Here is a 23,895-nt window from a genome sequence, read left to right on the forward strand (position 1 = left end):
CTGCCGTCGATGCTTGCCACGTGCCGCAGTACTGCCCAACGTGAAACACCGTGCTCTTTAGTTCGAGACTGGAAAGCAGCCAGTCGGTCATTTCGTCCGTGGAATCACTCAGCATGCTCAGACACCCAAGAAACAAAATACCTTCCAGAGTGGCGTCTGCGATAAGCGTCGACAACGATTTTTTTGTCAGAACGATATGCGCATCTACGGATTCGTAGAACCGCAACGCTGAACGGGCGACACCAATCGGAATACCTTCGCCACCCATGTATGCAAATCGAATAAATTGATACCATACATATATCCGACATCCGGTTGAATTTTGTCATACATGAATGGGGAGCATGATGCGAAGCGATCCCGCCGAAGCCGACACGTTGGCACCTGACCTTCTGCAACCATGGGCCTCCGCATTGCGCGCCGGACACCGTCCTTGCTACTTGCAGCTTGTCGATTTCATCGAGCAGGCCGTGGTGGAAGGAACCTTCAACCCGGGCGACCGCTTGCCCGCGCAGCGATCACTTGCGGGCCGGCTCGGCATCGATCTGACCACCGTCACGCGTGGATTCAATGAAGCCCGCCGCCGTGGTCTGATCGATTCACGCGGACCGCTAGGCACCTTCGTTGCCGCTCCGCGCGCGGCGCTCGAGCTGCGCGTCGACTTGAGCATGAACGTCCCACCCCCGCCTGAGGGTCTGAACATGCACGCGCTCCTGCGCGAAGGGATCTCTCGCGTGCTGCTCGGCAGTGACGCAGACCTCCTGATGACCTATCGGCTCGGCGGCGTCCCGGACGATTGCGCAGCGGGCGCAAAGTGGCTTGCGCCCGCTCTGGGCCCGGTTTCGCCCACGCGGATCGCCGTGTGCTCAGGAGCCCAGGCAGCGTTGGCCGCAATCATTCTTTCGTTTAGCGAGCCCGGCGCAGTGGTTCTGTCCGAGCCGCTTGTCTATCCAGGGCTGCCACATGCCGTGACGAGCCTGGGACGCCGCCTCGAGACGGTCGCAACCGACGCGGACGGCATCCGCCCCGATGCGCTCGAAGCCGCTTGCCGCATGCACGGCGCACGCCTCCTCTACCTGAACCCCACGCTCCAGAACCCTATCGCGTCGACTACGCCGGCAACACGCCGCGACGAATTGCTACGGGTGGCCGCGCGCTATGGCCTGCGCATCGTAGAAGACGACCCGTACTGGCGCTTTGCGTCCGACGCTCCGCCACCATTCGCGCGCCTGGCACCGTCGCAGGTCTGTTATGTTTCCACTCTCTCGAAAGCGCTTGCGCCCGGCTTGCGCACAGCATTCGTCGCACTGCCCGACGCCGACGCCAAGGCGAGCTTTCTGCACACACTGCGTTCGTTCTCGTTGATCGTTGAGCCGCTCACGAACGCACTTGCCATGCAGTGGATTGAAGAAGGTCTCGCAGCCGATATCTTCGACGGGGTACGCGGCGAAGCGCAGGAGCGGCAACGCATCGCCGCTCAGATTCTCGGCAGGCCCGAAGGCGAGGGCATTCATTTGTGGTATCCACTGCCGAGACCCAGCCGCGCGGTGGATTTCGCGGCAGCGGCCAGCGCGCTCGGCCTCGCCGTGGCGCCGTCTGCGGCATTCGAAGCCGGCGATCGGGACGGTCCAGATGCGGCCAATGCCATCCGTATTTCACTCGGCGCTTCGTGCGAACGTCCACGTTTCGAGTCGGCCCTACGCACGCTTTCCGGTCTGCTCTCAGGGCAAGATCGAACTGGCCGGCGCAAAGCCCGGTTTGAGTCGAATTGCCGTATGAATTCCGCCTGCCGGCGCCGGAGACCATCCAGACGTACAAGATTTTCGATGTATGGACACGTGGGTCGCTATACCTAATACTATTGCATTCGAACGACGGTATACCTCTGTGCAATGAGCCCCAGGAAGAAGAAACCTCGCGTCGGCAACGAAATAAGCTGGCTGCGCCCTCTGTCTCCCGGCGGTGGCCCCCGCTATCAGCAGATCGTCGATCTGTTGGGCGAGGCCATTGCGAACGAAGTCCTTCGTCCCGGCGACCGCCTTCCGCCGCAACGGCAGCTTGCGGAGGCCCTTGGCGTCGACCTCACGACCGTAACGCGCGCTTACGACGAAGCCCGCAAGCGCCGCCTTCTGGAAGCCCACGGCCAGCGCGGGACCTTCGTCAAAGGAGCGGAATCGGAGTTGACCCAATGGGTCGATCTGAGCCTGAATGTGCCCCCTATCCCCTCACAGATCGATCTGAGCGCGTTGTTTAGCCAGGGGCTCGCTCTGGTCACCAGGCACAGCGAGGCCAATCTGCTCTTCACGTACCACCTCGGTGGCGGCAGGCACGCTGACCGCCAGGCGGCCGCGCGGTGGCTCGCACCAGCGCTCGGCCCGGTCGCGCCGGCGCGCGTGGTCGTTTGTCCGGGTGCACAGGCGGCTCTGGCCGCAATCGTTCTTAATCTTACGGAACACGGTGACGCTGTTCTTACGGAGCCACTGGTCTATCCGGGTCTGCGCACGACTGTCCAACAACTCGGCCGACGAGTGGTCTCCGTGGCCATCGACGATGCCGGCATGCGTCCCGACGCGCTGGAAGAGGCATGCCGCGAGCACAAGGCACGGCTCATCTATCTGAATCCGACGCTGCAGAATCCCACGGCCCACACGATGCCAGCTGAGCGTCGACAGGAGATTGCCAAGGTGGCCGCGCGGCTCGGCGCGAAGATCATCGAGGACGATCCCTACTGGCTGTTTGCGCATCACGCTCCCGCGCCGATCTGCGCCATCGCGCCCGATCTCGTGTACTACGTTTCCACGCTATCGAAGTGCCTGTCGCCGGGCTTGCGCACTGCGTTCGTCGTGCTGCCGGACCCGTCTGTCGAGGACCGGTTCCTCGCGGCCGTGCGCACATTCGCACTGATGCCGATGCCGCTTGCCACGGCACTGGTCACACAATGGATTCAGGACGGCTCCGCGCAAACGCTGCTAAGCGCAGTTCAGACCGAAGCACGCGCGCGCCAGCAACTAGCCGCCCAGAACTTCGCGCAGTCCGGGCAAGCCGCTGTCGCCGAAGGCATTCATCTATGGCGGTCCTTGCCGCCGCATTGGAGTGCACGCGAGCTCGCTCGCGCCGCACGCGAGGGAAGCCTCTCGGTGACGCCTTCCGACGCGTTTTTCGTCGGCACGGGGGAGCCTCCCCGCGCGATCCGTATTTCCCTCGGAGGCGGACGCGACCGCCTGCAGCTCGTCGCTGCCCTGCGCAACCTCTCCGCGCTGCTGGCCACACCACCCAGCGAACGTACTGAAGTCGTGATCTGATTTGCCGCGGGAGCGCCCCGAGCGCTTTCGCGACGCAGGTCCGCGCGTGCCCTCTCCCTGCGTTTCCTCTTCTCGACACCGATCCAGGCTTGCCCGCGGCGACGAAAGGCCGCACCCTTGAATCGACCTCGCTCGCGGCGTTTATCGTCTGTACGCATACAATGCAGTTTATGTATGTATACAACGGTAGATTTGTATGCCTCAAGATCCGCTTCACCGCGCTAGCATCAGCAAGCGCCCGTTCGCGTACTTCCTGCTTTGCGCGGGACTTTTCGTCACCGCGGTCACGGCAGCATTGCTCTACGGTGTCTCGCGTCCGCAAACGCCTGTCATCGAAGAGCACGAGCGGCTCGCCGTCGATCAGTGCTGGCGCAGCAGTCAGGACTCGACTCAGTCCCGGCCTTCCCGACGCTTTCAGGAAGACGCGTGCCGTGAGATGGAAGCTCAGTTTCGAAGCAAGTTCAGACACGGACATTGATTACGCCGGATGTCCTGCGGGAGTACACCTGACATGTTTTTATCTCGTGAAGAAAATGCCAGCCGCGAGCCTGTGCCGCCGCTGCGCCGCCTGCCAATCGTCCTCTTCCTCTTCGCGGCCGTGTGCATCCTGATAGGGACTGGCGTCGCGCTGTGGCGATATTTCGGCGTGAGCGGTTTGACGAATTACTCCAACAAAGCCGTGCTGTTTCTGGATTCGGACCTCCAGTTGCCGCCGGAACTGGCGGGCAACACCGGGCGCATACGTGTCGTGCACTTCTGGAACCCGGATTGCAACACCTGCAACAAGGAAACCGACGCGCACCTGAATTACCTGATTACGATGTTCAGAGGTGCGAAGATGGATTTCTACAGTGTGCGCAAGCCCGGCACGCAGGGTGAGTTGCCAGCCTTCCTGCAAGGCAAGCTCAAGCCTCTATCGGGAATCGAAGGCATGGACCGGATACCGGCGAGCCCTGCCATTGCAATTTGGGCTGCGGACGGCAAGCTGGCATACGCCGGGCCGTATAGCGAAGGTCTGGTCTGTAGTTCGGCAAACAGTTTCGTCGAGCCGATCCTGAACCGGCTGCTCGCGGGAGAGCATATCGAACCGTTCGCCACAGTTGCTGTAGGGTGCTATTGCCCGTGGAGCAGCAACGTCAGCCTGAATCACTAGCATCACATGCGTGAGGCTCGGCAGACGCCGGTTGATCACTGCAATCAACAAGGCCAATCGAATCTGGCCACGGCGTCAGCTACCGATCCCCCGGGTCAGGAAAACGAGGCGCGAGGTTGCCGGCGGCGCGTATCCATCAACCGACATCGTCACGCTGAGTACCGTCACCACGGCGATCGACGCGAAGAAGACCTTGCGCGCCCACTGCGCCTCGTTTCCGACATTGCGTCCCGCGACTCCCAGCAAAAGCCAGTACAGGCCTGCAACCAGCGCCACCAGCATGTAGAGCTTACCCGCATAGCCGAGAACGCCAAGCATCAGCGTGATCGCGATAAAAGCCGCGATGTAGAGCACCATGTGGCGCTTTGCGGCCGCGAAGCCACGCACTACCGGAAAGACCGGAATAGAAGCCGCCTGGTAGTCGTGAGCGCGGAAGATGGCGATTGCGTATGAATGCGGAATCTGCCAGAGACTGAACATGACCAGCAGCGTAGCTGCCGCAGCGTCGAACCTGCCGCTCACCGCGCAATATCCGACAACGGGCGGCATCGCGCCAGCGATGCTGCCGACCAGCGTCCCGTGAATCGAATTGCGCTTCATGTAGAGGCTATAGAGCCCGACGTACACGACGTAGCCGACGAACACCAACGCAACGGGAAGCAAGCGCCGCGCGCCCGCGTAAAGCAGGCCCATGCCGACCGGGCACAGGACGAGGCCGTACATCAGCGCGACCGGCACCGACACCCGGCCCGTGACCAGCGGGCGGTTGCGCGTTCTCGACATCAACCTGTCTATGTCGCGGTCGATCACGTTGTTGATCACACATCCCGACGCCACGACAAGCGTGACGCCGAGCGCGACGAGCGCACCCCGGAACCAGTCAACGCTCCCGTGAGAAGCCAACAGAAAACCGCCCGTGACAGCGATGAGATTGCCGATCACGATGCCGGGCTTTGCCAGTTGCAGGTAAGGTTTATACATGGTCCGGGTACCTTCGGTCGGATGCGCGTAGGTGATCAGTTGATCATCATGTTGTAGTGCATGCTCCAGATGATCCAGACGGACAGCGCCACGATGATGAACAGAATCACGAGCGTGAAGACGAAACTGATCAGGTTCCAGCCCTCTTCCGAGGCGCGGTTCATATGCAGGAAGTACACGAGTTGCACCACTACCTGGACCACCGCAAACACAAGGACCGCCAGGGCAGTCGTCGCGCGCGGCAGCATTGGGTGCATGACGAGTGCGAACGGGATCACCGTAAGCAGGATCGACAGGACGAAGCCGGTGTTGTAACCCTTCGCGTTGCCGTGAGCTGCCCCAGCACGGGTAGTTGGATGATTTGCCATGGTCAGAGCACTCCCAGGAGATAGACAATCGTGAACACGCAGATCCAGACCAGATCGAGGAAGTGCCAGAAAAGGCTCAGGCACGACAGGCGCGTGATGTTCGTGGCCGTCAGGCCTTTGGTCGCGACCTGGTGCTGAACCACCGCCATCCAGATGAGTCCGGAGGCGACGTGCAAGCCATGCGTACCGACGAGCGCAAAGAAGCCAGAGAGGAACGCACTGCGTTGCGGTCCATAGCCGAGCGAGATCAGGTGATGGAACTCATTGATTTCCATCCCGATGAATGCCGCGCCGAGTAGAAAGGTCAAGGCGAGCCAGCGCAGCACGGCTTTCTGATCGCGCCTGTGTACGGCAAGCATCGCGTAGCCGTACGTGATGCTCGATAACAGCAGCGCGAATGTTTCCACCAGCACGTACGGAAGTTCGAAGATATCCCTCTGACCGGGACCACCCGCGAAGGCGCTGGTCAATACGGCATACGATGCGAACAGGGAGCCGAACAGAATGCAGTCCGACATCAGGTAGACCCATAGGCCCAGCACCTTGACCGAGCCGGCGTCGTGGTCGTGATGCTCGCTGGCGTACAAATGCTTAAGCGTTTGCGTATTCATGTTCCAGATCTTCCTGGTTGTTGGAGACCCCGAGGCGCGCCTTCTCGATGCGTTCCACTTCCTCGGCGGGCACGTAGTAGTCGGTGTGGTCGTCGTACGAACGAATGATGAGCGTGGCGATCGTCGCAATGAAACTCACGCCGGCGAGCCACCAGATATGCCAGATCAGCGCGAAGCACAGCAGCAGGATGAATACGTTCACGATGAACGGCACGCCGGTGCTGCGTGGCATGTGGATCGGCTCATACTTCTTTGGCGGCGGCGGCAAGCCACGCTTCTTGGCCTCGTGGAAGGCATCGATCGAACTCGCACGCGGCGTCACCGCGAAGTTATAGAACGGCGGCGGTGAAGACGTCGCCCATTCCAGCGTGCGCCCGTTCCACGGGTCGCCGGTCAGGTCGAGGTTTTGCTTGCGATCGCGGATGCTGACGAACACCTGCGCGACGAGGAAGCCGATACCCGCGAGAATGAAGACCGCACCCACCAGGGCCACCTGCAGGTATGGCGTCCATGTCGGGTCGTCGTAGTGATTCAGCCGTCGCGTCATGCCCATGAAGCCGAGCATGTAAAGCGGCATGAACGCGAGGTAGAAACCGATGATCCAGCACCAGAACGAATACTTGCCGAGACGCTCGTTGAGCTTGAAGCCGAAAACTTTCGGAAACCAGTAGTTGAAGCCGGCGAAATAGCCGAACAGCGCACCGGCGATGATCGTGTTGTGGAAATGCGCGACGAGGAACAGGCTGTTGTGAAGCAGAAAGTCGGCGCCAGGAATGGCGAGCAACACGCCCGTCATACCGCCGATCGTGAACGTTACGAGGAACGCCAGCGTCCAGAGAATCGGAGTAGTGAACTCGACCCGCCCGCGATACATCGTGAATAGCCAGGTGAAGATCTTCACGCCCGTCGGAATCGCGATGATCATCGTCATAATGCCGAAGAAGCTATTGACGTTTGCGCCCGAGCCCATCGTGAAAAAGTGGTGCAACCACACGAGGAACGACAGGATGCCGATCGCCAGGGTCGCGCCTACCATCGACTTGTAGCCGAACAGTTTTTTGCGGGCGAAAGTCGCCGTGACTTCAGAGAAGATTCCGAACGACGGCAGGACGAGAATGTATACCTCTGGGTGTCCCCACGCCCACACGAGATTCACGTACATGGTCGGATTGCCGCCCAGTTCGTTCGTGTAGAAATGGAAACCGAGGTAGCGGTCCAGCGCAAGCGCGCCGAGCGCGATGGTCAGGATCGGGAATGCGGCAACGATGATCACGCAGGTCACGAATACGGTCCACGTGAAGATCGGCATTTTCATCAGCGACATGCCAGGTGCGCGCATCCGCAGGATCGTGACGAAGAGGTTCACGCCGGTCAGCAGCGTCCCGAGCCCGGACGCCTGTAACGCCCATATGTAGTAGTCGACCCCCACTCCTGGACTGAACTCCAGGTCCGACAATGGCGGATAGGCAACCCACCCCGTCTGCGCGAACTCGCCGACACCGAGCGAGAGCATGACCAGAACCACACCAACGACGAATATCCAGAAGCTGAACGCATTCAGGAACGGGAATGCCATGTCGCGCGCCCCGATCTGCAACGGCACGACGATATTCATCAGCCCGACGATAAACGGCGTCGCGACGAAGAAGATCATGATCACGCCGTGGGCGGTAAAGATCTGGTCATAGTGGTGGGGCGGCAGGAAGCCCGAGTGACCGGGCCCGGCGAGCGCGAGCTGGGCACGCATCATGATCGCGTCGGCGAAGCCGCGGAGCAGCATCACAATCGCCACGAGCACGTACATGATGCCGATGCGCTTATGATCGACCGTCGTGATCCAGTCGGTCCAGAGCACCGTCCACTTCCTGAAATACGTTATCGCGGCTAGAACTGCCATACCGCCGAGCACGATCGCCGCCAGGGTGATCGCGATGATGGGCTCGTGCAATGGCACGTCTGCCCATGTCAATTTGCCGAACATATTTGTGTCACTCCTTTTTTTTCGACGGGGCGCCAACGTCCAGGGCGGCATGTATCGATGCAGCCGCCCCGGGATTGACGAACTGATCGATCACCGCCTTGAAAAGGCCTGATTGGACCTGCGAGAAGTGAACAACGCCCGTGCCCTGACTGGGCTTTGCCACTTTCTGGAAGGCACTGAAATCCAGTGCGATCGGTGAGGTGCGCACCTGTGCCACCCATCGCTGGAATTCGTCCTCAGTCGTCGCCGTAGCAACGAACTTCATGTCCGAGAAACCCGGACCATTGAAGTTGCCCGACATGCCGCGATACTTTCCTTCCTCGTTGGCCATCAGATGCAGCTGGGTGCGCATACCGGCCATCGCATAGATCTGGCCGCCAAGTTGCGGGATGAAGAACGTCCCCATTGTCGAGTTCGACGTGATGCTGAAGGCCACCTGACGATGTGCGGGGAAGACCAACTGATTGACCGTGGCGATTCCGAGTTCCGGATAAATGAAGATCCACTTCCAGTCGGTGGCGATGACCTGCACGTTGATGGGCTGCCCCGGCACGTCGAGAGGACGGTAGGGGTCCAGCTCGTGCGTCGACTTCCAGACGATGGCCGCAAGCGCGACGATGATCAGGATAGGGACGCCCCACACGACAATCTCGATCTTCGTGGAGTGCGCCCACTCAGGCGCGTACGTGGCTTCGTGATTGGATGCCCGATAACGCCACGAAAAAAAGAAGGTCAGCAGGATGGCGGGGATGACGACGATCAGCATCAACCCGATACACAGCACGATCAAGTCGCGCTCCTGTAGGCCGACACTTCCCTTGGAGTCGAACAGAACCCAACCGCAGCCGCCCAGGCTCGCCAGTCCGGCAGTCGCTAAAGCGATACGAAATAACTTCCCGCAGATTTCTCTCATACACAAACCTTGGTCTTTGGTCGCTGTGAAAGCGGCAGGGAAATGAGCGAAGAAGATCCCGCAAGCGGTTGAGGAACGTCGCTTGATGCGGCCTGCTATGCACGTGGATTGCCCTGCCTAACCCATACAACAATGGATACTCGTTGCATACAGAAATTGATTGTACGTCAGATCCAACCCATACAAACAGCCGCTAGTGCGGCCGAGAAGCGGCGGCGGGGCACTGCTGCGGGGCATCGACATTGGAGAGACGAAGCACCGGCGCGCACGGGAGGACGCATCGATGACAGCAGCAATGTCGTACCAGGCAAGGCTTCGAGGTTGGGCGGCAGGCACAGAACATCATGTCTAACCCGAATCGCGCGGAGCCCGGCGGGGCATGCTACGGATATGAACCGCGACGTTCTGCCGCAGTAGGGAGCTGTGGGTGGCGCACCGACATGCATACACTTATCTCACATACGCGTACATAATTGCATGTGAGCAAACATAAATCAGGCGCACCGTGTCGGCCGTAGTTGAGATGCGCCGCCCACTCATAGGCGGAAAAACCATGGATAAGGCAGTCACTCTGGAAGCAATCCGTTCTTCGCGAATCGTGGCGATTATCCGGGAGAATGATCCGGACATTGCATTGAACGCGGCGATGGCCTGCTACGAATCGGGCATCACCTGTATCGAGGTCGCACTGACGACGCCACGCGGACTGCACGTGATAGAACGCCTCGCGAAGGTTGCCAATCTCACGGTAGGCGCCGGAACAGTGCTGGACGCACAGACGGCGGCGTCAGCTATACACGCGGGGGCTACGTTCCTGCTTTCTCCCGCAGTCGTCCCGGAAATGATCCGGGCATGCTCGAAGTATGGTGTCGTGTCGGTACCCGGCGCATTTACGGCAACCGAAACGTTGTCGGCGCTGGAGGCTGGCGCTGACATCGTGAAGATATTCCCCGCCAAAACGGGCGGCCCCGACTACATTGCAAGTCTCGCCGCTCCCTTCCCACAGGCCGTATTCATGCCGAGCGGGGGCGTTTCATCCGAGAACCTGGATCGATGGTTTGTTCGTGGAGTGATCGCAGTGGGAGTAGGAGGCTATCTGACGGCCGATGCGGCGTCCGGCGACTATGCGGCGGTCAGGGAAAAAGCACGGCGACTCGTCGCTGCGGCGCAGACACTAAAGACCGGTTCGCCGCGGTGAAGCCAATAAGGCAATACCGTGCGGCATGCGCTGAAGGTCACGCAGACGTGGCGGTAGGACGTGACAGCAAAACAACGAATAGCAGGCCTTTCAGCGCGCATTCGACCAACGACAACCAGAACGCGACACGAAACACCGCGTACTCGGCAGGTAACGCCGGCGCGATGGCGAGAACGCTCAGCACACACAGGAAGGCAAGCGTGCCGCGCGCCGCCGCGTTGCCCCTGAGCACAAATAACGCGAGAAGAAGCCAGATTGCGGTGGCAAGCGCAAGCGCGAGCCGCTGCGTGTCGTCTGGCGCGACCCAGTATTCCATGGGAAATTCGACGAGCGCCCACAATGCCGTGATTTGGACGAGGCGTCTCGTCCATGAGGTGCGCCGCGAGACGGCGAAGCCAGCGACGTCTATGTCATCGTCCCGCATCGGCGCAGCTGGTGCTACCGAAATGCCGGCCTCTTCTTGTCCCATGCTCATGTTCCTGTAGTGTTGCGTGCACGCGCCCCGAGGACAGCCAACCCGATTCCCGGCAGCGCTTGCCGCATTCGCTTACAAGCGTTTCTCCAATTCATCTCTAAGGATCATCGCGTCTGCGTTCACAGCCTGAGGACGCCTACGTTGGGGCCGGTAGACGTACTCGTCGCACTGGATATGGCGACCGCTGACTGCACATACTCCTGAGCGACGGGCACGCGTAAGATGCCATTCCTGGTTTCCATATGCGCACCGCAACGGGTCCAGCCACGCGAGCGTGACGCTCGTTGTCGTGCCACGCTCCAAAAAGCGTATCGTGAGTCCGTCTGCCCGCTTTCCTGCCGAACGTTCCGACCATCGCGTCCACTCTGATGCGAGCTTGCTATCCGAGCTCTTCTCGCCCGATAGTTGTCCAAGGATGCCAATAGTCATCATCCACGGATCGACAACATTCGAATGCGCCTCCATATTCGGACTCCTTTTGTATTGTTGCGTGTCGTCAGGTAACGTCAGGCAGTTTCGAAATGAGTTTGTCCAGCGTCATCGGGTAGTCGCGAAGGCGGACGCCAGTGGCGTTGTACATTGCGTTCGCAATGGCCGCGCTCACACCGCAGATCCCCAACTCGCCCACTCCCTTGGCCTTCATCGGTGAAGACGTCGGATCAGTCTCGTTGAGGAAAATCACTTCCTGATGTGGAATATCGGCGTGCACCGGCACTTCATAGCTGGCCAGGTCGTGATTGACGAAATAGCCGGCCCGCTGATCCACGAGCAAAGCCTCCATCAATGCGGCCCCGACGCCCATCGTCATCGCGCCAATCACCTGACTGCGCGCCGACTTCGGATTCAGAATGCGTCCGGCCGCACACACGGCGAGCATCCGGCGAATGCGCGTCTCTCCCGTGTAGGCATCCACAGCGACTTCGACGAAATGCGCCCCAAACGTCGATTGCTGGTAGCGCCTGGCCAGATCGCCGAACTCGATCGTGTCCTCGACCACCAGTTCGCCATCTGAAGCAGCCTGTGCCAGCGGGACAGCACGTGAACCGGCCCGGACCATACCGTCGGAAAAGTCGAGTTCCTGCGCCTGGAATCCTAATTTCCGCCCGACTGTCTCACGCATCTTGACGCAAGCGGCGTATACGCCAGCGGTCGAGGAGTTCCCTCCCCATTGCCCGCCGGAACCGGAAGCGGCGGGGAAGGTTGAATCTCCTAGCCTCACCACGACCTTTTCCAGCGGCACACCCATCATTTCGGCCGCGGTTTGCGCGATGATCGTGTAACTGCCCGTGCCGATATCGGTCATGTCGGTCTCGACCGTGACGATGCCTGCGCGACTCAGACGGATGCGTGCACCAGAAGGATATACAAGGTTATTGCGGAAAGCCGCTGCCACTCCGATGCCAATCAGCCAGCGGCCATCTCGCGTAGCGCCTGGCTTCACGCTGCGCCTGCTCCAGCCGAAATGCTCGGCGCCGGTGCGCAGGCACTGGGTCAAACGGCGTTGCGAGAACGGCCTCGCGGGATTCTCGGGATCGTCCTTGGTATTGTTGATGATGCGGAACATGATCGGATCGATACCCAGCTTCTCCGCCATCTCGTCCATTGCGATTTCGAGCGCCATCATGCCGGGCGCTTCGCCCGGAGCCCGCATATCGTTGCCCTCCGTCAGATCGAGATCGGCGAGCCGCGTGGCAGTCATCCGATTGGCGCCGGCGTAAAGAAGCCGCGTCTGGCCGACCGCCATTTCCGACCTGGCGCCATGCAGGTCCCCTGACCAGGACTCATGTCCGATCGCGGTAATCGTGCCGTCGCGCCGCGCCCCGATGCGGACGCGCTGAATGGTGGCGGGACGATGAGTCGTGTTATTGACGATCAGTGGCCGATGCAGTGCGACTTTCACAGGACGCTTCGCGGCTTTCGCGCCCAGCGCCGCGAGGATGGCGTCGGAACGAATATATAGCTTTCCGCCGAAAGCGCCGCCAATGAAGGGCGATATCAAACGCACATTCTCCTTTGGGATTCTGAGCGTTTTGGCGACGTCGCCACGACTCCAGTTGATCATCTGGTTTGAAGTCCACAAGGTCAGCTTATCGCCACTCCAGGCTGCGATCGTTGCATGTGGCTCCATCGCGACATGGGTTTGATCGGGCGTGGTGTAAGTGGCGTCCAGCTTCACGGCCGCCGATCGAAAGGCCCCTTCGAAATCGCCCACTCTGGTATCGGCAGGTCCGCTAAATGGATTCTCCTTCGGAGCAATCGCGGTATCTGTTGCCTCGCGAAGCACGTACTGACCTCGACGCGGAGCGTACTTGACGCTGACGAGCTGCGATGCAGCGCGGGCTTGCTCAAAGCTCTCGGCGACCACGAGCGCAATCGCCTGGTGGTAGTGCTCGATTTCCGGGCCTGCGAGCAGCCGCGCTGTGTTGAACGTGCCCTTGTCGAGATTGCCGGCATTCTCGGCCGTGACGATGGCAAGAACGCCGGGGGCACGACTGGCGGCACGCAGGTCGATCGACTCGATGCGTCCCGTGGCGATCGCTGAACCGACCACGTAACCGTAGGCCGCATTCGGAACCGGGTCGTGATGTTCATAAGCATAGGTCGCCGCACCGGTCGTTTTCAGAGGGCCATCGATGCGGTCTACCGGTTTGCCGACAACCTTGAGTTGGTCGATGGGATTGGTGGTCGCGGGGGTATTGAATTTCATGGCATCAGCCTTTCTTGGCATCCGCCAGCACGGCGGCTAGCGTGCGCTGGACCAGAGCGATCTTGAATTCGTTCTCGTGGGTCGGATTCGCGCCCGCGAGCAGGCGTTCGGCAACGGGTTTGGCACCGCTGGGAAGGTACTGCTCAGCAGCCTCGACGCGCCACGGCTTGTGCGCGACGCCGCCCAGTGCGACGCGTCCCGTACCGTCGGGTTGAACCACTACGCCAACAGAAATCAGCGCGAACGCATAAGAAGCGCGGTCGCGTACCTTCCGATAGAACTGATAGCCGCCAAGAGGCTTGGGCAGCGTCACCGAGGTGATCAGTTCACCGTGCTCCAGCACATTGTCGATGTGCGGCGTGTTGCCCGGGAGCTTGTGGAAATCAGCGATTGGGATGATTCGCGTCGTGCCATTCGCCTGCACGGTTTCGACCGTTGCATCGAACACACGCAGCGCGACTGCCATATCGCTCGGGAAGGTGGCGATGCAAGCCTCGCTCGCGCCGATGACGGCATGCTGATGGCTGAAGCCATGAAGAGCCGAACAGCCGCTGCCTGGAACACGTTTGTTGCAGGCCTGGTTGGTGTCGTAAAAGTATGGACAGCGTGTGCGCTGGGCCAGATTGCCCGCAGTAGTCGCCCTGTTGCGAAGTTGCGTTGAAGCGCCGGCGAGGATTGAGCGCGAGAGCAGCCCGTAGTCACGGCGCACGCGCTCGTGCGTCGCTAACGCGGTATTGCGCACGAGCGCGCCGATCTTCAGTCCGCCCTCTGGAGTGGACTCGATTCTGTCGAGCGCGAGACCGTTGACGTCGATCAGATGCGCGGGCGTCTCTATCTCCAGTTTCATCAGGTCGAGCAGATTGGTACCGCCAGCGAGGAACCTCGCGCCAGGGGTCCGTGCCACTGCGGCGGCGGCTTCCGCGGGCGTATGCGCGCGCTCGTAAGTGAAGGCCCTCATGCCGTTCTCCCTGCGACTTCGAGAATCGCCTCGACGATGTTGGAGTAAGCGCCGCAACGGCAGATGTTGCCGCTCATGCGCTCCCGGATCTCGTCCACGTTAACTTGCGGCGCAGCCGCCAGATCGGGTGTGACGAGACTCGGAATGTTTTCGCTGATTTCATGCAGCACAGAGACGGCGGAACAGATCTGACCAGGAGTGCAGTAGCCACATTGATAGCCGTCGTGCCTGATAAACGCGGCCTGCATGGGATGCAACTTGTCTTTATTGCCGAGGCCTTCGATGGTAGTAATGTCCATTCCCTCGTTCATGACGGCCAGCGTGAGGCAAGAGTTGATACGCTGACCGTCGACGATAACCGTGCAGGCGCCGCATTGCCCGTGGTCGCAACCCTTCTTCGTTCCGGTCAGGTGAAGATGTTCGCGCAAGGCGTCGAGCAACGTGGTGCGCGTATCCAGTTTCAGCTCATGCGACTGACCATTGACGCGCAGGGTGACGTCGGATATCACCGGCGCAGGCGTTACGGCAGTTTCGTCGAACGGAGCTTCCTGCGCCTGTAGCGATGACAGCGGTACCGCCAGCGCGGTCGCCGACAGAGCGCCGGAAATGAGCAGATTACGCCTGACTATGTTGATGTCGCGGGGATCGTCCATTGGCCTCATCCATTCTATGAGCGGTGTTGTTTTCGATGGAAACAGACATGCGTCGTTTGATGATGGATGATTGTCCAAAGCCGCGTTGTGGCGTGAGTGTAGTCTTGTGAAGAGGTATTAAGGCGACATCCTGCCCGGCCACGTTCGCGCCGCGCGGAAGTCGGAGGACAGCCGCCAACCCATCCGCGCTGCCTTGCCAGGATCGATTCGTTCGCCCGCCGCTGTAAATCCCCTCGCCCGTTAAATACGGAAGCCCGACGCCCGGCTCTGTCCTCGCAAACGGACGGAAGCCCTCGCCCCGTGGGATTTCACGTCTCTTCACAACACTACACTCGCCCCCACAACGGCGCTCCGACAATCATTCACAGTCGACTGGCCCTAAGGAGCGAACTGCGATGCTGATCACGTCATGTCAGGCACAAACCGTCATCGATGGAGCGGAGGAAAAGGCACGCGATCTTGGTCTTCCCGTAGTTATCGTCGTCGTCGACGCGGGAGCGCATCTGAAAGCGCTTCGCAGAATGGACGGAGCGGTCCTTGCATCGATCTACATCGCGATCCGCAAGGCATCGACCGCGGTGCTGTTTCAGGCAAATAGCGAGGCCGTCTGGGAGTTCTGCAAGCCAGGCGCACCCGCTCCCGGCCTCGAGTTGACCAATGGCGGTCTTGCCCCTTTCGGTGGTGGCATTCCACTCAAAGCGTCCAACGGGATCGTGATTGGCGCCCTCGGTGTATCGGGCGGCACGGTGGAACAGGACCTCGAAGTCGCACAGGCGGCGTTCGCAGCTTTTCAGACGCTTACGCACTAATCCAGCTCTTTCATCGCACATTTTCCAAGGAAATTCGATCATGTCCAAAACAGTCCTGATCACCGGGGCGGGTTCCGGCTTTGGCAAGGGCGCCGCCGTTGGTATGGCAAAAAATGGCCATTCCATCATCGCGACCACACAAGTTTCTTCTCAGGTAACACCGCTGCGCGAGGAAGCTGCAGCGCTTGGGCTGAAGAATTTCCGGATTGAGCGGCTCGACCTGACGGACCCCTATGACATCAAACAGGCACAGAGCTGGGACTTCGATGTCCTCTGGAACAACGCTGGGATGGGAGAGGCCGGCCCCGTGTGGGAGATCCCCATTGAACTGGTCCGCAAGAACTTCGAAGTCAACGTGTTTCTTCCTCTGGTACTGACGCAAGGTGTCGTCCAGAAGTGGGCGGCACAGGGCAAGAAGGGAAAAGTAGTCTTCACCTCGTCGATGGGGGGGCTCTTCACACCGGCCAATTGGGGCACCTATGTTTCGACGAAACATGCGCTTGAGTCGATCGCTGAAGCACTTCAGCACGAATTGAAGTCTTACGGAATCAAGGTCCAAACGATCAATCCGGGAGCCTATTACACCGGTTACAACGAGACGATGGCGGATAACCCATTCCGTTGGCTGGACGACAGCAAGAATTTCACCAAGCGCGCCGACCTCCGCAAAGGGTTCGACGATTTCTTCGCGACCCCCGAAGGGAAGATGGATGCGCAGGAAATGATCGATCGAATGATCGAAATCGTTCCCGCGGATACAGGGAAGTTTCGCAACGTGATGCCGAAACAGATCGAGGACATGCTTAAAGCGCACCAGGTCGCGGCATGGAAAAACAACATTTGACCACGACACCCGACGCCATTGCTGGCTCTGGCTCAAAGACAGGAGAAACGCCATGAAGACCTGGTTCATCACCGGCGCATCGCGCGGCTTTGGTGCGCGCATCGCTCAACTCGCACTCGCTCAGGGCGATAACGTTGTCGCCACTGCACGCAATGTCGGCGCAGTGACCGAAAAGCTCGGCACCCCTCCCAATCTTCTTCCCGTTCGGCTCGACGTGACGAGCGAACAGGATGCAGTGAACGCGGCTGCAAAAGCCGTGGAGAAATTCGGGCGCATTGACGTCTTGCTCAACAACGCTGGATTCGGCCTGGTTGGAGCCGTGGAAGAGGCGACTTCTGACGAAGTCGAACGCTTGTATCGCACGAACGTATTTGGTTTGCTGGGCGTCACGCGCGCCGTACTTCCGCACATGCGTCGCCAAAGATCCGGTCGCATCATCAACATCTCGTCAATTGGCGGCTACCGCAGCTCCGCGGGCTTCGGAGTCTACTGTTCCACGAAGTTCGCCGTCGAAGGCCTTTCGGAAGCACTCCATCATGAGCTGGCTCCTCTCGGAATCCACGTGACCGTTGTCGAGCCCGGCTATTTCCGTACTGATTTCCTCGACTCGAGCTCGCTCTCGGTGAGCAAGAACCAGATCGAGGATTACAGCGGAACAGCCGGCCTGGTGAGGACACGAGCTTCCGACCTCAATCATGCGCAGCCAGGGGACCCCGAGAAGTTGGCACGCGTGATCGTAGGGTTTGCCGACTCTCCTGCCCCGCCAGTGCGGCTGCCGCTTGGCAGCGACACCGTCGCCGCGATACAGGCAAAGCAGGCTTCGGATGCGGAAATCGTTCAGCAGTGGCGTACCGTGTCGGTCTCGACTGACTTCGACTCCGCCGATACTCCCTGAGGAGGCCAGACCATGCTTGACACGAACAGTAGCTGCCCGCGAATCGACAGCTACATTGACGGACAACGGCGGCCTTCCACCGATGGAATTTATGCCGACAAGATCGACCCAAGGACCGGCGGGAAGATCAAGGAAATTGCCGTGAGTACGGCCGAGGACTTCGTCGTTGCGGCAGACAGCGCCAACGCAGCGTTTGAAGCCTGGCGGGACAAGTCGCCAACCGACCGAGGACGTCTGCTAGTCGAGCTCGGCCGAGTGATCCGCAGCAACGGCCACCTGCTGGGACAGATCGAAAGCCAGGAAACCGGCAAACCTGCGCGCGAGATGCCTGCGCTCATCGAACTCACGGCCGAGTTCTTTGAATACTATGGCGGCATTGTCAACAGCATGGATGGCGAGATCATCAACCGCGGCACGGACTACCACGTCTACACGCGGCGCGACCCCTTCGGCGTGATCGGCGTCATTCTGCCGTGGAACGCGCCGCTGCATCAGGCCGCTCGCGCCATTGCTCCGGCGCTCGCGGTCGGTAATTGCGTTGTCGCCAAGCCATCCGAGCATACGCCCGGATCCCTTGTGAAACTCGCCGCGTTGGCAGTAGAGGAAGCAGGGTTTCCGCCTGGTGTCTTCAACGTAATCGTTGGCCGCGGCTCGGTCATTGGGCCCGCTATGGTCAGCCATCCGGCCATCCAGAAGATCTCGCTGACCGGCAGCGTGCGCGCGGGCCAGGAACTGGGCAAGCTGGCGGCCGAAAGGATTCTTCCGCTCACGCTGGAACTCGGTGGCAAGTCGGCCAACATCGTTTTCGACGATTGCGACATCGGCGCGGCCGCAAAAGGATCTGTGCGTGCGTTCACCTGGAACAGCGGGCAATGGTGCGCTGCCGGGACCCGTCTACTGGTCCAGGAAAGCATCCACGATGCGTTCGTGGAAAAGCTCGTCGCTGAAGTCGCCGCACTGCGCGTCGGTCCGGAAGCAGATGCGACGTCGGGTCCGATTACGACAAAGGCTCAGTACGAAAAGATCATCAGCTACTTCGAGATTGCAGAAAAGGCAGGACTGACCTGCGCAATCGGCGGCAGACCCATGAGCGGCGGAAGGTTCAGCGAGGGCTGGTACGTGGAGCCAACCGTCTATACCGGCGTCACCAACGAGAACATATTGGCGCGTGAGGAGATCTTCGGGCCGGTCGTGGTTGTCATCCCCTTCAAGGACGAGAAAGACGCGATCCGAATTGCCAACGACAGCGATTTCGGTCTTTCCGCGGGCATTTGGAGCCGCGACATTGGACGCGTCCATCGGGTTGCGGCAAGATTGGACGCCGGCCGCATCGTCGTCAACGAATACGGCGGCGGATTTGTCCAGACACCGTGTGGGGGTTTCAAGCAAAGCGGGTATGGACGGGAGCAAGGCCTGGATGCCCTCGCTCACTATACTCAGCTCAAGTCGGTCATCGTTCGCCTGTGACAATGGACAGCGAGCTGGTAGTGCGGCTGAAGACCACGCTCCGATTCTGCGTCACCGGGCGAGCGCCGGCCGATGCATCTCATCGCGTATGGGAGCGGTATGGGATAGTCTTCGGCATCGTAGCTGCTGTCATATGGGGCGCCTATCTCGCTGTGAGCCGCCGCGGGATCAGCGTCGGGTTGAGTGCCGCCGATCTGGCTTTCCTGCGATACTCGACTGCCGGTCTTTTACTGCTGCCGTGGCTTCTGGGCAATAAGCCAGTTTCTCTCGGCGGAATCGGCTGGTTTAAAGGAGGATTGCTAGCGGTCCTTGCGGGTCCCCCGTTTGTGCTTGTCGGCGCGTCCGGCTTTCGTTTTGCGCCGCTAGCTCACAGTGCTGTTATCCAACTCGGCACCTTGACTTTGATGGGAATAGTACTCTCGGCGATAGTCATCGGTGGGCATGGCGGTCATCGTGCTCGAGCCAAGCGTGACGGCTGGTCCTGGCGTGCTGGCAGGCGGATCGACCGCATGGAAGGGCTTCCCAGCGCTAGCACCAGCAATCGCAATTCTTTTGGGAATTCCGATTTCCGGAGAAATTCCAACCTCGTGGCAAACCGGGGCCCTGACTGTTCTTTCGATCGGTCTTTTCCTGGCGATTCATGGGGCTCCTGGTCGGTCTGCCTGACAGGAGGGTGCCTGGTGTTGCGCCGGGCCCCGTCAATATCGGACCTAGTCCACTGCCGTGATGATCTCCATCTGTCTGAGCAGGTCGGCAATCGACGATGCTCCAAGCTTTCTCATCGCCGAACCCCGGTGCATCTTGATCGTAACTTCACTTAAATTCATTTCACCGGCAATTTGCTTGTTCAGCCGCCCCTTTACTACATACGCGATCACCTCACGTTCGCGCACTGTCAGTTTGTCGTACCGAGCCAGAAGCGAGGTCTTTGTTTGGGATTTTTCCAATTGCTCCGCATGACGAGTGATCGCCGCTGAAACAGCATCGATAACGCACTGCTTACTCAGTGGTTTGGTAAGGAAATCAACGGCTCCCGCTTTCATTGCTCCCACCGACATTTGGATGTCGCCATGCGCAGTCATCACGACGATTGGCATGTCGACTTGATGCGTGCGCGCGCTCAGTTGGAACGCCAAACCACTCTCTCCGCGCAGGCGAACGTCAAGGAGCAGACAGCTTGGCACACGCGGCTTCTCAGCCGATACGAAATCCTCTGTCCGCTCAAATGTCCGTACGGAATATCCAAACGAGCGCAAAAGGCTGGAAAGAGCTGAGAGAATCGATGCATCGTCGTCGATTACATAAACGACCGACCTGTCGCCGCTATGCACGGCTGGAAGAATTTCTTTGTCCATTCGCGTTCCCTTCCCGTTACGGGCACATCAAACACATGCGCCGTGCACAGGGACATAGAGGACCTATGATTTCTAATAAACTGGCGAAACGAGATCGGTGGCAATATTAGGTCGCTATCGCGATCACAGATCGCATAGCTTTCTAAACACTGACATTCTACTGTAAATGAACCCCTACGTAATCGTTTGCGTACCATCCAAACGGCACCACGTTGGTCGGCGCGATGTGGGAGAGAAATAATTGCGTGAGCAGCCACAGGTAATTTGGGTCGTCGATGACGATTCATCGGTTCGCTCGGGGCTGTCGAGCCTGCTCAGATCGCTCGACTACGATGTCGAGATCTTCGAATCGGGAGCCGAATTGATGAGATGTATCGGAAAAGAGCAGCCCGACTGCATCATCTCGGACGTGCAGATGCCGGGCTATCGGGCATTGAACTGTTTCTGGTTTTAATCCAAACGAGCCGGCGCGTACCAACGATATTTATCACCGCGTATCCGACACCTGAACTACAGCAGCAAGCTTTGGCGAATGGCGCCTGTGCGTTCCTGATCAAGCCCGTGAGTGCAAAAGACCTAACTGCCGCCCTCGCCGCTGCTGCAAGCAGGCGCTCTGGTTGATGTTGCGGATGGGCGGCCACTTCCCCAACCGATGGCCCCTCACACTTGGATTCTCGAGTCTGCCGACAAAATTCCACAGCTCTTCACGATTTTACACTGGGTGAACGAGCGGGTTTCGGACAATCATCGTTACCTGACCGGCATCAACAAGACTTCAGGCGCGAGACCGGATATCTGGTCTTCAACGAATCGCGTTTGAATCTTTGATCTTGGTTAGCAACTTCCCGGATGTCTCTTCCTGCTGTCTTTCGTAACCCCCTTGCGTGGCGAAACCACCAATCGGCTGAGGTCCATTATGAGTAAAACAAATTCGTCGAACACGGTTGCAACTGGCTCAACAACGGCCTTCGGCGCTCCTGCCGCTAGTGACCGCAATACACTCAGTGTTGGGCCGAATGGCCCGCTGTTGCTTCACGATGTGCACTTTCTGCAACAGTTGGCGCACTTCAACCGCGAAAAGGTTGCGGAGCGCCAGCCACATGCCAAAGGTGCCGGCGCATTTGGCGAATTCGTGACAACCGACGACGTCAGTCAATACACGCGGGCATCGCTGTTCCAGAAAGGGACCAGGACACCGATGTTGACTCGATTTTCCACGGTAGCGGGCGAATCCGGAAGCCCCGATACATGGCGAGATGTGCGGGGCTTTTCAATGAAGTTCTATACCGACGAAGGGAACTATGACCTTGTCGGCAACAACACTCCGATCTTTTTTATCCGGGATGCAATAAAGTTTCCGCACTTCATCCGCAGCCAGCGCAGGCTGCCGGATTCCGGACTGCGCGACAACCATATGCAATGGGATTTCTGGACCCAGAATCCCGAGACAGCACACCAGGTCACCTATCTGATGGGCGAGCGGGGATTGCCCCGTACATGGCGCAACATGAATGGCTATGGTTCCCATACTTATATGTGGATCAATGCCGCCGGTGAAAAATTCTGGGTGAAATATCATTTCCATACGAAGCAGGGAATGAAGTTTTTCAGCAATGAAGAAGCAATGGCAATGGCGGGCCGGGATGCCGATTACCACCGCCGCGATCTGTTCGACGCCATTGCGCGCGGAGATTTTCCGTCGTGGGACCTGTCGGTTCAGGTCATGCCGTACGCGCAAGCGCAGCAATACAGGATCAATCCCTTCGACCTGACCAAGATCTGGCCGCACAAAGACTATCCGCTGATTCGAGTCGGCACGATGACCCTGAATCGCAATCCAGAGAACTTCTTTGCGGAGATCGAACAGGCAGCGTTTTCTCCCGGCAACACGGTTCCCGGTATCGGCCTGTCTCCAGACAAAATGCTGCTTGGCCGCGCCTTTGCATATCACGACGCCCATCTTGCCCGGATCGGCACGAATTTCCATCAGTTGCCGGTGAATCGTCCGAAGGCTCCTGTCCAGACCTATATGTTTGACGGTCACATGAACTTCGAACACAGCGGACGTGCGCCGACCTACGCGCCCAATACGGCAGGACGCCCATGGGCTGACGACACGGGGGCGGCCGCCGACAGTTGGGAATCTGATGGCGATTTTGTCCGTAGTGCATACTCGCTGCGTCAGGATGACGACGATTTTAGCCAGGCTGGCCATCTGGTGCGTGAAGTATTCGACGACGTGCAGCGCCAAAGGCTAGTCGAGACCGTTTCCGGTGCACTCCTGGGCGGCGTGCGTAGCCCTGTGCTGGAAAACGCGTTCGACTACTGGAAGAAGATCGACGCCGACATCGGTCGACGCATCGAGGAAGCTGTTCAGGTTGGCGCGGAGTCTAAAGGTTAACTGTTCGACGACTCGGAGTGGCGTCGGCCCGGTGATTGCACCCGGCCGACGCCGAGAAATTTCGGCACGGGTGGGAGACAGGCATGATGAGCGATCAGTACCGTCTACATAGGCTCGACGATGAAACGCGTGTAGACATGCTCTATCGCCTGGTGATAGCACAACTGGCTGCCTATGCGCATAAAGGTAAGTGGCTGAGCACCGAACAGCTCGACGAAGCTCTGACAACAAGGCGCGTATCCAGACGCGTGTGCAGTTGCTGGCAGGACGACGTGGAGTTGGCCATTCTTTCCGCGGAAATAGCACCCATTTTCGTCGCGTTGACGGCGTCGGCCGAGGAGTTGATCGTCGACGAGGAGCAGCTGGACAGTGCTTCACCGGTCGTACGTGGCATTCGCGACGCGTGCGCGAGCCGACTGGGCATTGCTCACAAACAGTCTCACTGCGTCGCAGCCCAAGCACTCGAAATGAGCGTGGCTGTCCTGCGCAGGGCACAGGGTAAGAAGAATTCCGAGGATTTTCCCTTTGGCTCGCTTGAATGGCACGCTGCGGAGCAGGACTACTTGCGTGAGCTTCAGCGAGTGCTGCAAGGTTGGACAGGAGTCGTCATGCCGCTAATGGACGAGTTGTTCGGGCGAACCGTTCGCCGAACAAGGTCCTGACATACGCTGCCGCTAGCCAACCTCTTCGATGAGTACCCTCGCCGCCCTGAGGTCTGCCGAATCGAATCCTTCTTCGAAACGCCCGTAGGTTTGCTTCAGCGACCCGATCGCTTCATCGCCTTGCCCCTGCCGCAGGCGTAGCCGCGCCAGACTGGTGACCGC

At 59.5% G+C, this 23,895-nt stretch carries 23 protein-coding genes and 1 pseudogene; 12 read left to right on the plus strand and 12 right to left on the minus strand.

The window, feature by feature from the left end:
• Positions 1-268, minus strand: a pseudogene (locus tag VSR82_RS37835) (hypothetical protein); the annotation flags it as partial.
• 76 nt (positions 269-344) lie between these two features.
• On the opposite strand from VSR82_RS37835, the gene VSR82_RS37840 reads away from it, so the two are divergent.
• The 3 genes from VSR82_RS37840 to VSR82_RS37850 all read left to right on the plus strand — a co-directional run bounded on the left by VSR82_RS37840 (position 345) and on the right by VSR82_RS37850 (position 4,455).
• Complete coding sequence (locus VSR82_RS37840; RefSeq protein ID WP_498858706.1) at positions 345-1,856, plus strand: aminotransferase-like domain-containing protein; 1,512 nt, start codon at positions 345-347, stop codon at positions 1,854-1,856.
• 36 nt (positions 1,857-1,892) lie between these two features.
• Positions 1,893-3,302 carry an aminotransferase-like domain-containing protein gene (locus VSR82_RS37845; RefSeq protein ID WP_498858707.1) on the plus strand — a complete coding sequence of 470 codons (1,410 nt, stop codon included), beginning with the start codon at positions 1,893-1,895 and terminating at the stop codon, positions 3,300-3,302.
• A 511-nt stretch (positions 3,303-3,813) separates the two neighbouring features.
• Positions 3,814-4,455 (plus strand): DUF6436 domain-containing protein, encoded by a 642-nt coding sequence (locus VSR82_RS37850; protein ID WP_498858708.1) that lies wholly within the window; start codon positions 3,814-3,816, stop codon positions 4,453-4,455.
• A gap of 75 nt (positions 4,456-4,530) precedes the next feature.
• Here the strand turns inward: VSR82_RS37850 and cyoE are convergent, their stop codons facing one another.
• From cyoE to cyoA, 5 genes are read right to left on the minus strand one after another with little or no spacing between them, the layout of a single operon-like run.
• Positions 4,531-5,436 carry a heme o synthase gene (gene cyoE, locus VSR82_RS37855; RefSeq protein WP_498858709.1) on the minus strand — a complete coding sequence of 302 codons (906 nt, stop codon included), beginning with the start codon at positions 5,434-5,436 and terminating at the stop codon, positions 4,531-4,533.
• Between the two features lie 35 nt (positions 5,437-5,471).
• The gene (gene cyoD / locus VSR82_RS37860) at positions 5,472-5,804 is read right to left on the minus strand and encodes a cytochrome o ubiquinol oxidase subunit IV (protein ID WP_176136351.1); all 333 of its coding nucleotides are present in this window, start codon (positions 5,802-5,804) and stop codon (positions 5,472-5,474) included.
• 2 nt (positions 5,805-5,806) lie between these two features.
• The gene (gene cyoC, locus VSR82_RS37865) at positions 5,807-6,415 is read right to left on the minus strand and encodes a cytochrome o ubiquinol oxidase subunit III (RefSeq protein ID WP_176136352.1); all 609 of its coding nucleotides are present in this window, start codon (positions 6,413-6,415) and stop codon (positions 5,807-5,809) included.
• Positions 6,396-8,396 (minus strand): cytochrome o ubiquinol oxidase subunit I, encoded by a 2,001-nt coding sequence (gene cyoB, locus VSR82_RS37870; RefSeq protein ID WP_498858710.1) that lies wholly within the window; start codon positions 8,394-8,396, stop codon positions 6,396-6,398. Before cyoB ends, cyoC begins: the two co-directional genes overlap by 20 nt.
• A 7-nt stretch (positions 8,397-8,403) precedes the next feature.
• Positions 8,404-9,309: a ubiquinol oxidase subunit II gene (gene cyoA, locus VSR82_RS37875; RefSeq protein WP_498858711.1), complete on the minus strand. Its 906-nt coding sequence runs from the start codon at positions 9,307-9,309 to the stop codon at positions 8,404-8,406.
• Between the two features lie 553 nt (positions 9,310-9,862).
• Between cyoA and VSR82_RS37880 the strand changes: the two genes are divergently transcribed.
• A complete protein-coding gene (locus tag VSR82_RS37880) occupies positions 9,863-10,507 on the plus strand; it encodes a bifunctional 4-hydroxy-2-oxoglutarate aldolase/2-dehydro-3-deoxy-phosphogluconate aldolase (RefSeq protein ID WP_498858712.1) in 645 nt (214 codons plus the stop codon).
• 37 nt (positions 10,508-10,544) lie between these two features.
• Here VSR82_RS37880 and VSR82_RS37885 read toward each other — a convergent pair whose 3' ends face one another.
• The 5 genes from VSR82_RS37885 to paoA all read right to left on the minus strand — a co-directional run bounded on the left by VSR82_RS37885 (position 10,545) and on the right by paoA (position 15,300).
• Entirely contained in the window at positions 10,545-10,823 is a 279-nt protein-coding gene (locus tag VSR82_RS37885) for a hypothetical protein (protein WP_498858713.1), read from the minus strand.
• Positions 10,824-11,054: 231 nt separating this feature from the next.
• Positions 11,055-11,447 carry a DUF3331 domain-containing protein gene (locus VSR82_RS37890; RefSeq protein WP_498858714.1) on the minus strand — a complete coding sequence of 131 codons (393 nt, stop codon included), beginning with the start codon at positions 11,445-11,447 and terminating at the stop codon, positions 11,055-11,057.
• A gap of 31 nt (positions 11,448-11,478) precedes the next feature.
• A complete protein-coding gene (gene paoC / locus VSR82_RS37895) occupies positions 11,479-13,689 on the minus strand; it encodes an aldehyde oxidoreductase molybdenum-binding subunit PaoC (protein ID WP_498858715.1) in 2,211 nt (736 codons plus the stop codon).
• Positions 13,690-13,693: 4 nt separating this feature from the next.
• Positions 13,694-14,647 (minus strand): FAD binding domain-containing protein, encoded by a 954-nt coding sequence (locus VSR82_RS37900; protein WP_498858716.1) that lies wholly within the window; start codon positions 14,645-14,647, stop codon positions 13,694-13,696.
• Positions 14,644-15,300, minus strand: coding sequence for an aldehyde dehydrogenase iron-sulfur subunit PaoA (paoA, locus tag VSR82_RS37905; RefSeq protein ID WP_498858717.1), 657 nt, complete (start codon positions 15,298-15,300; stop codon positions 14,644-14,646). The genes VSR82_RS37900 and paoA overlap by 4 nt, the downstream gene beginning before the upstream one ends.
• 395 nt (positions 15,301-15,695) lie before the next feature.
• Here paoA and VSR82_RS37910 point away from each other — a divergent pair, with 395 nt between their 5' ends.
• From VSR82_RS37910 to VSR82_RS37930, 5 genes are read left to right on the plus strand one after another with little or no spacing between them, the layout of a single operon-like run.
• On the plus strand, positions 15,696-16,109 hold the full coding sequence (locus tag VSR82_RS37910) for a GlcG/HbpS family heme-binding protein (RefSeq protein WP_498858718.1): 414 nt from the start codon (positions 15,696-15,698) through the stop codon (positions 16,107-16,109).
• Positions 16,110-16,149: 40 nt separating this feature from the next.
• Positions 16,150-16,953 carry an SDR family oxidoreductase gene (locus VSR82_RS37915; protein WP_498858719.1) on the plus strand — a complete coding sequence of 268 codons (804 nt, stop codon included), beginning with the start codon at positions 16,150-16,152 and terminating at the stop codon, positions 16,951-16,953.
• A gap of 52 nt (positions 16,954-17,005) precedes the next feature.
• Positions 17,006-17,848: an oxidoreductase gene (locus tag VSR82_RS37920; RefSeq protein WP_498858720.1), complete on the plus strand. Its 843-nt coding sequence runs from the start codon at positions 17,006-17,008 to the stop codon at positions 17,846-17,848.
• A 12-nt stretch (positions 17,849-17,860) separates the two neighbouring features.
• Positions 17,861-19,315 carry an aldehyde dehydrogenase family protein gene (locus VSR82_RS37925; RefSeq protein ID WP_498858721.1) on the plus strand — a complete coding sequence of 485 codons (1,455 nt, stop codon included), beginning with the start codon at positions 17,861-17,863 and terminating at the stop codon, positions 19,313-19,315.
• A 2-nt stretch (positions 19,316-19,317) separates the two neighbouring features.
• Positions 19,318-20,136, plus strand: a complete 819-nt coding sequence (locus VSR82_RS37930; protein ID WP_498858722.1) for an EamA family transporter — start codon at positions 19,318-19,320, stop codon at positions 20,134-20,136.
• On the opposite strand, the gene VSR82_RS37935 is transcribed toward VSR82_RS37930, so the two are convergent.
• Positions 20,026-20,670 (minus strand): response regulator transcription factor, encoded by a 645-nt coding sequence (locus VSR82_RS37935; protein ID WP_498858723.1) that lies wholly within the window; start codon positions 20,668-20,670, stop codon positions 20,026-20,028. The two genes, VSR82_RS37930 and VSR82_RS37935, sit on opposite strands and share 111 nt — an antisense overlap.
• Before the next feature lie 241 nt (positions 20,671-20,911).
• Here VSR82_RS37935 and VSR82_RS37940 point away from each other — a divergent pair, with 241 nt between their 5' ends.
• The 3 genes from VSR82_RS37940 (at position 20,912) to VSR82_RS37950 (ending at position 23,733) form a co-directional block, all read left to right on the plus strand.
• Complete coding sequence (locus VSR82_RS37940) at positions 20,912-21,124, plus strand: response regulator (protein WP_498858724.1); 213 nt, start codon at positions 20,912-20,914, stop codon at positions 21,122-21,124.
• Between the two features lie 462 nt (positions 21,125-21,586).
• Positions 21,587-23,071 carry a catalase gene (locus VSR82_RS37945; RefSeq protein WP_498858725.1) on the plus strand — a complete coding sequence of 495 codons (1,485 nt, stop codon included), beginning with the start codon at positions 21,587-21,589 and terminating at the stop codon, positions 23,069-23,071.
• Between the two features lie 83 nt (positions 23,072-23,154).
• On the plus strand, positions 23,155-23,733 hold the full coding sequence (locus VSR82_RS37950; RefSeq protein WP_498858726.1) for a hypothetical protein: 579 nt from the start codon (positions 23,155-23,157) through the stop codon (positions 23,731-23,733).
• The last annotated feature ends 162 nt before the right edge of the window (positions 23,734-23,895 follow it).

This window comes from Burkholderia sp. JPY481, assembly GCF_038900515.1.
Classification (GTDB): domain Bacteria; phylum Pseudomonadota; class Gammaproteobacteria; order Burkholderiales; family Burkholderiaceae; genus Paraburkholderia; species Paraburkholderia youngii.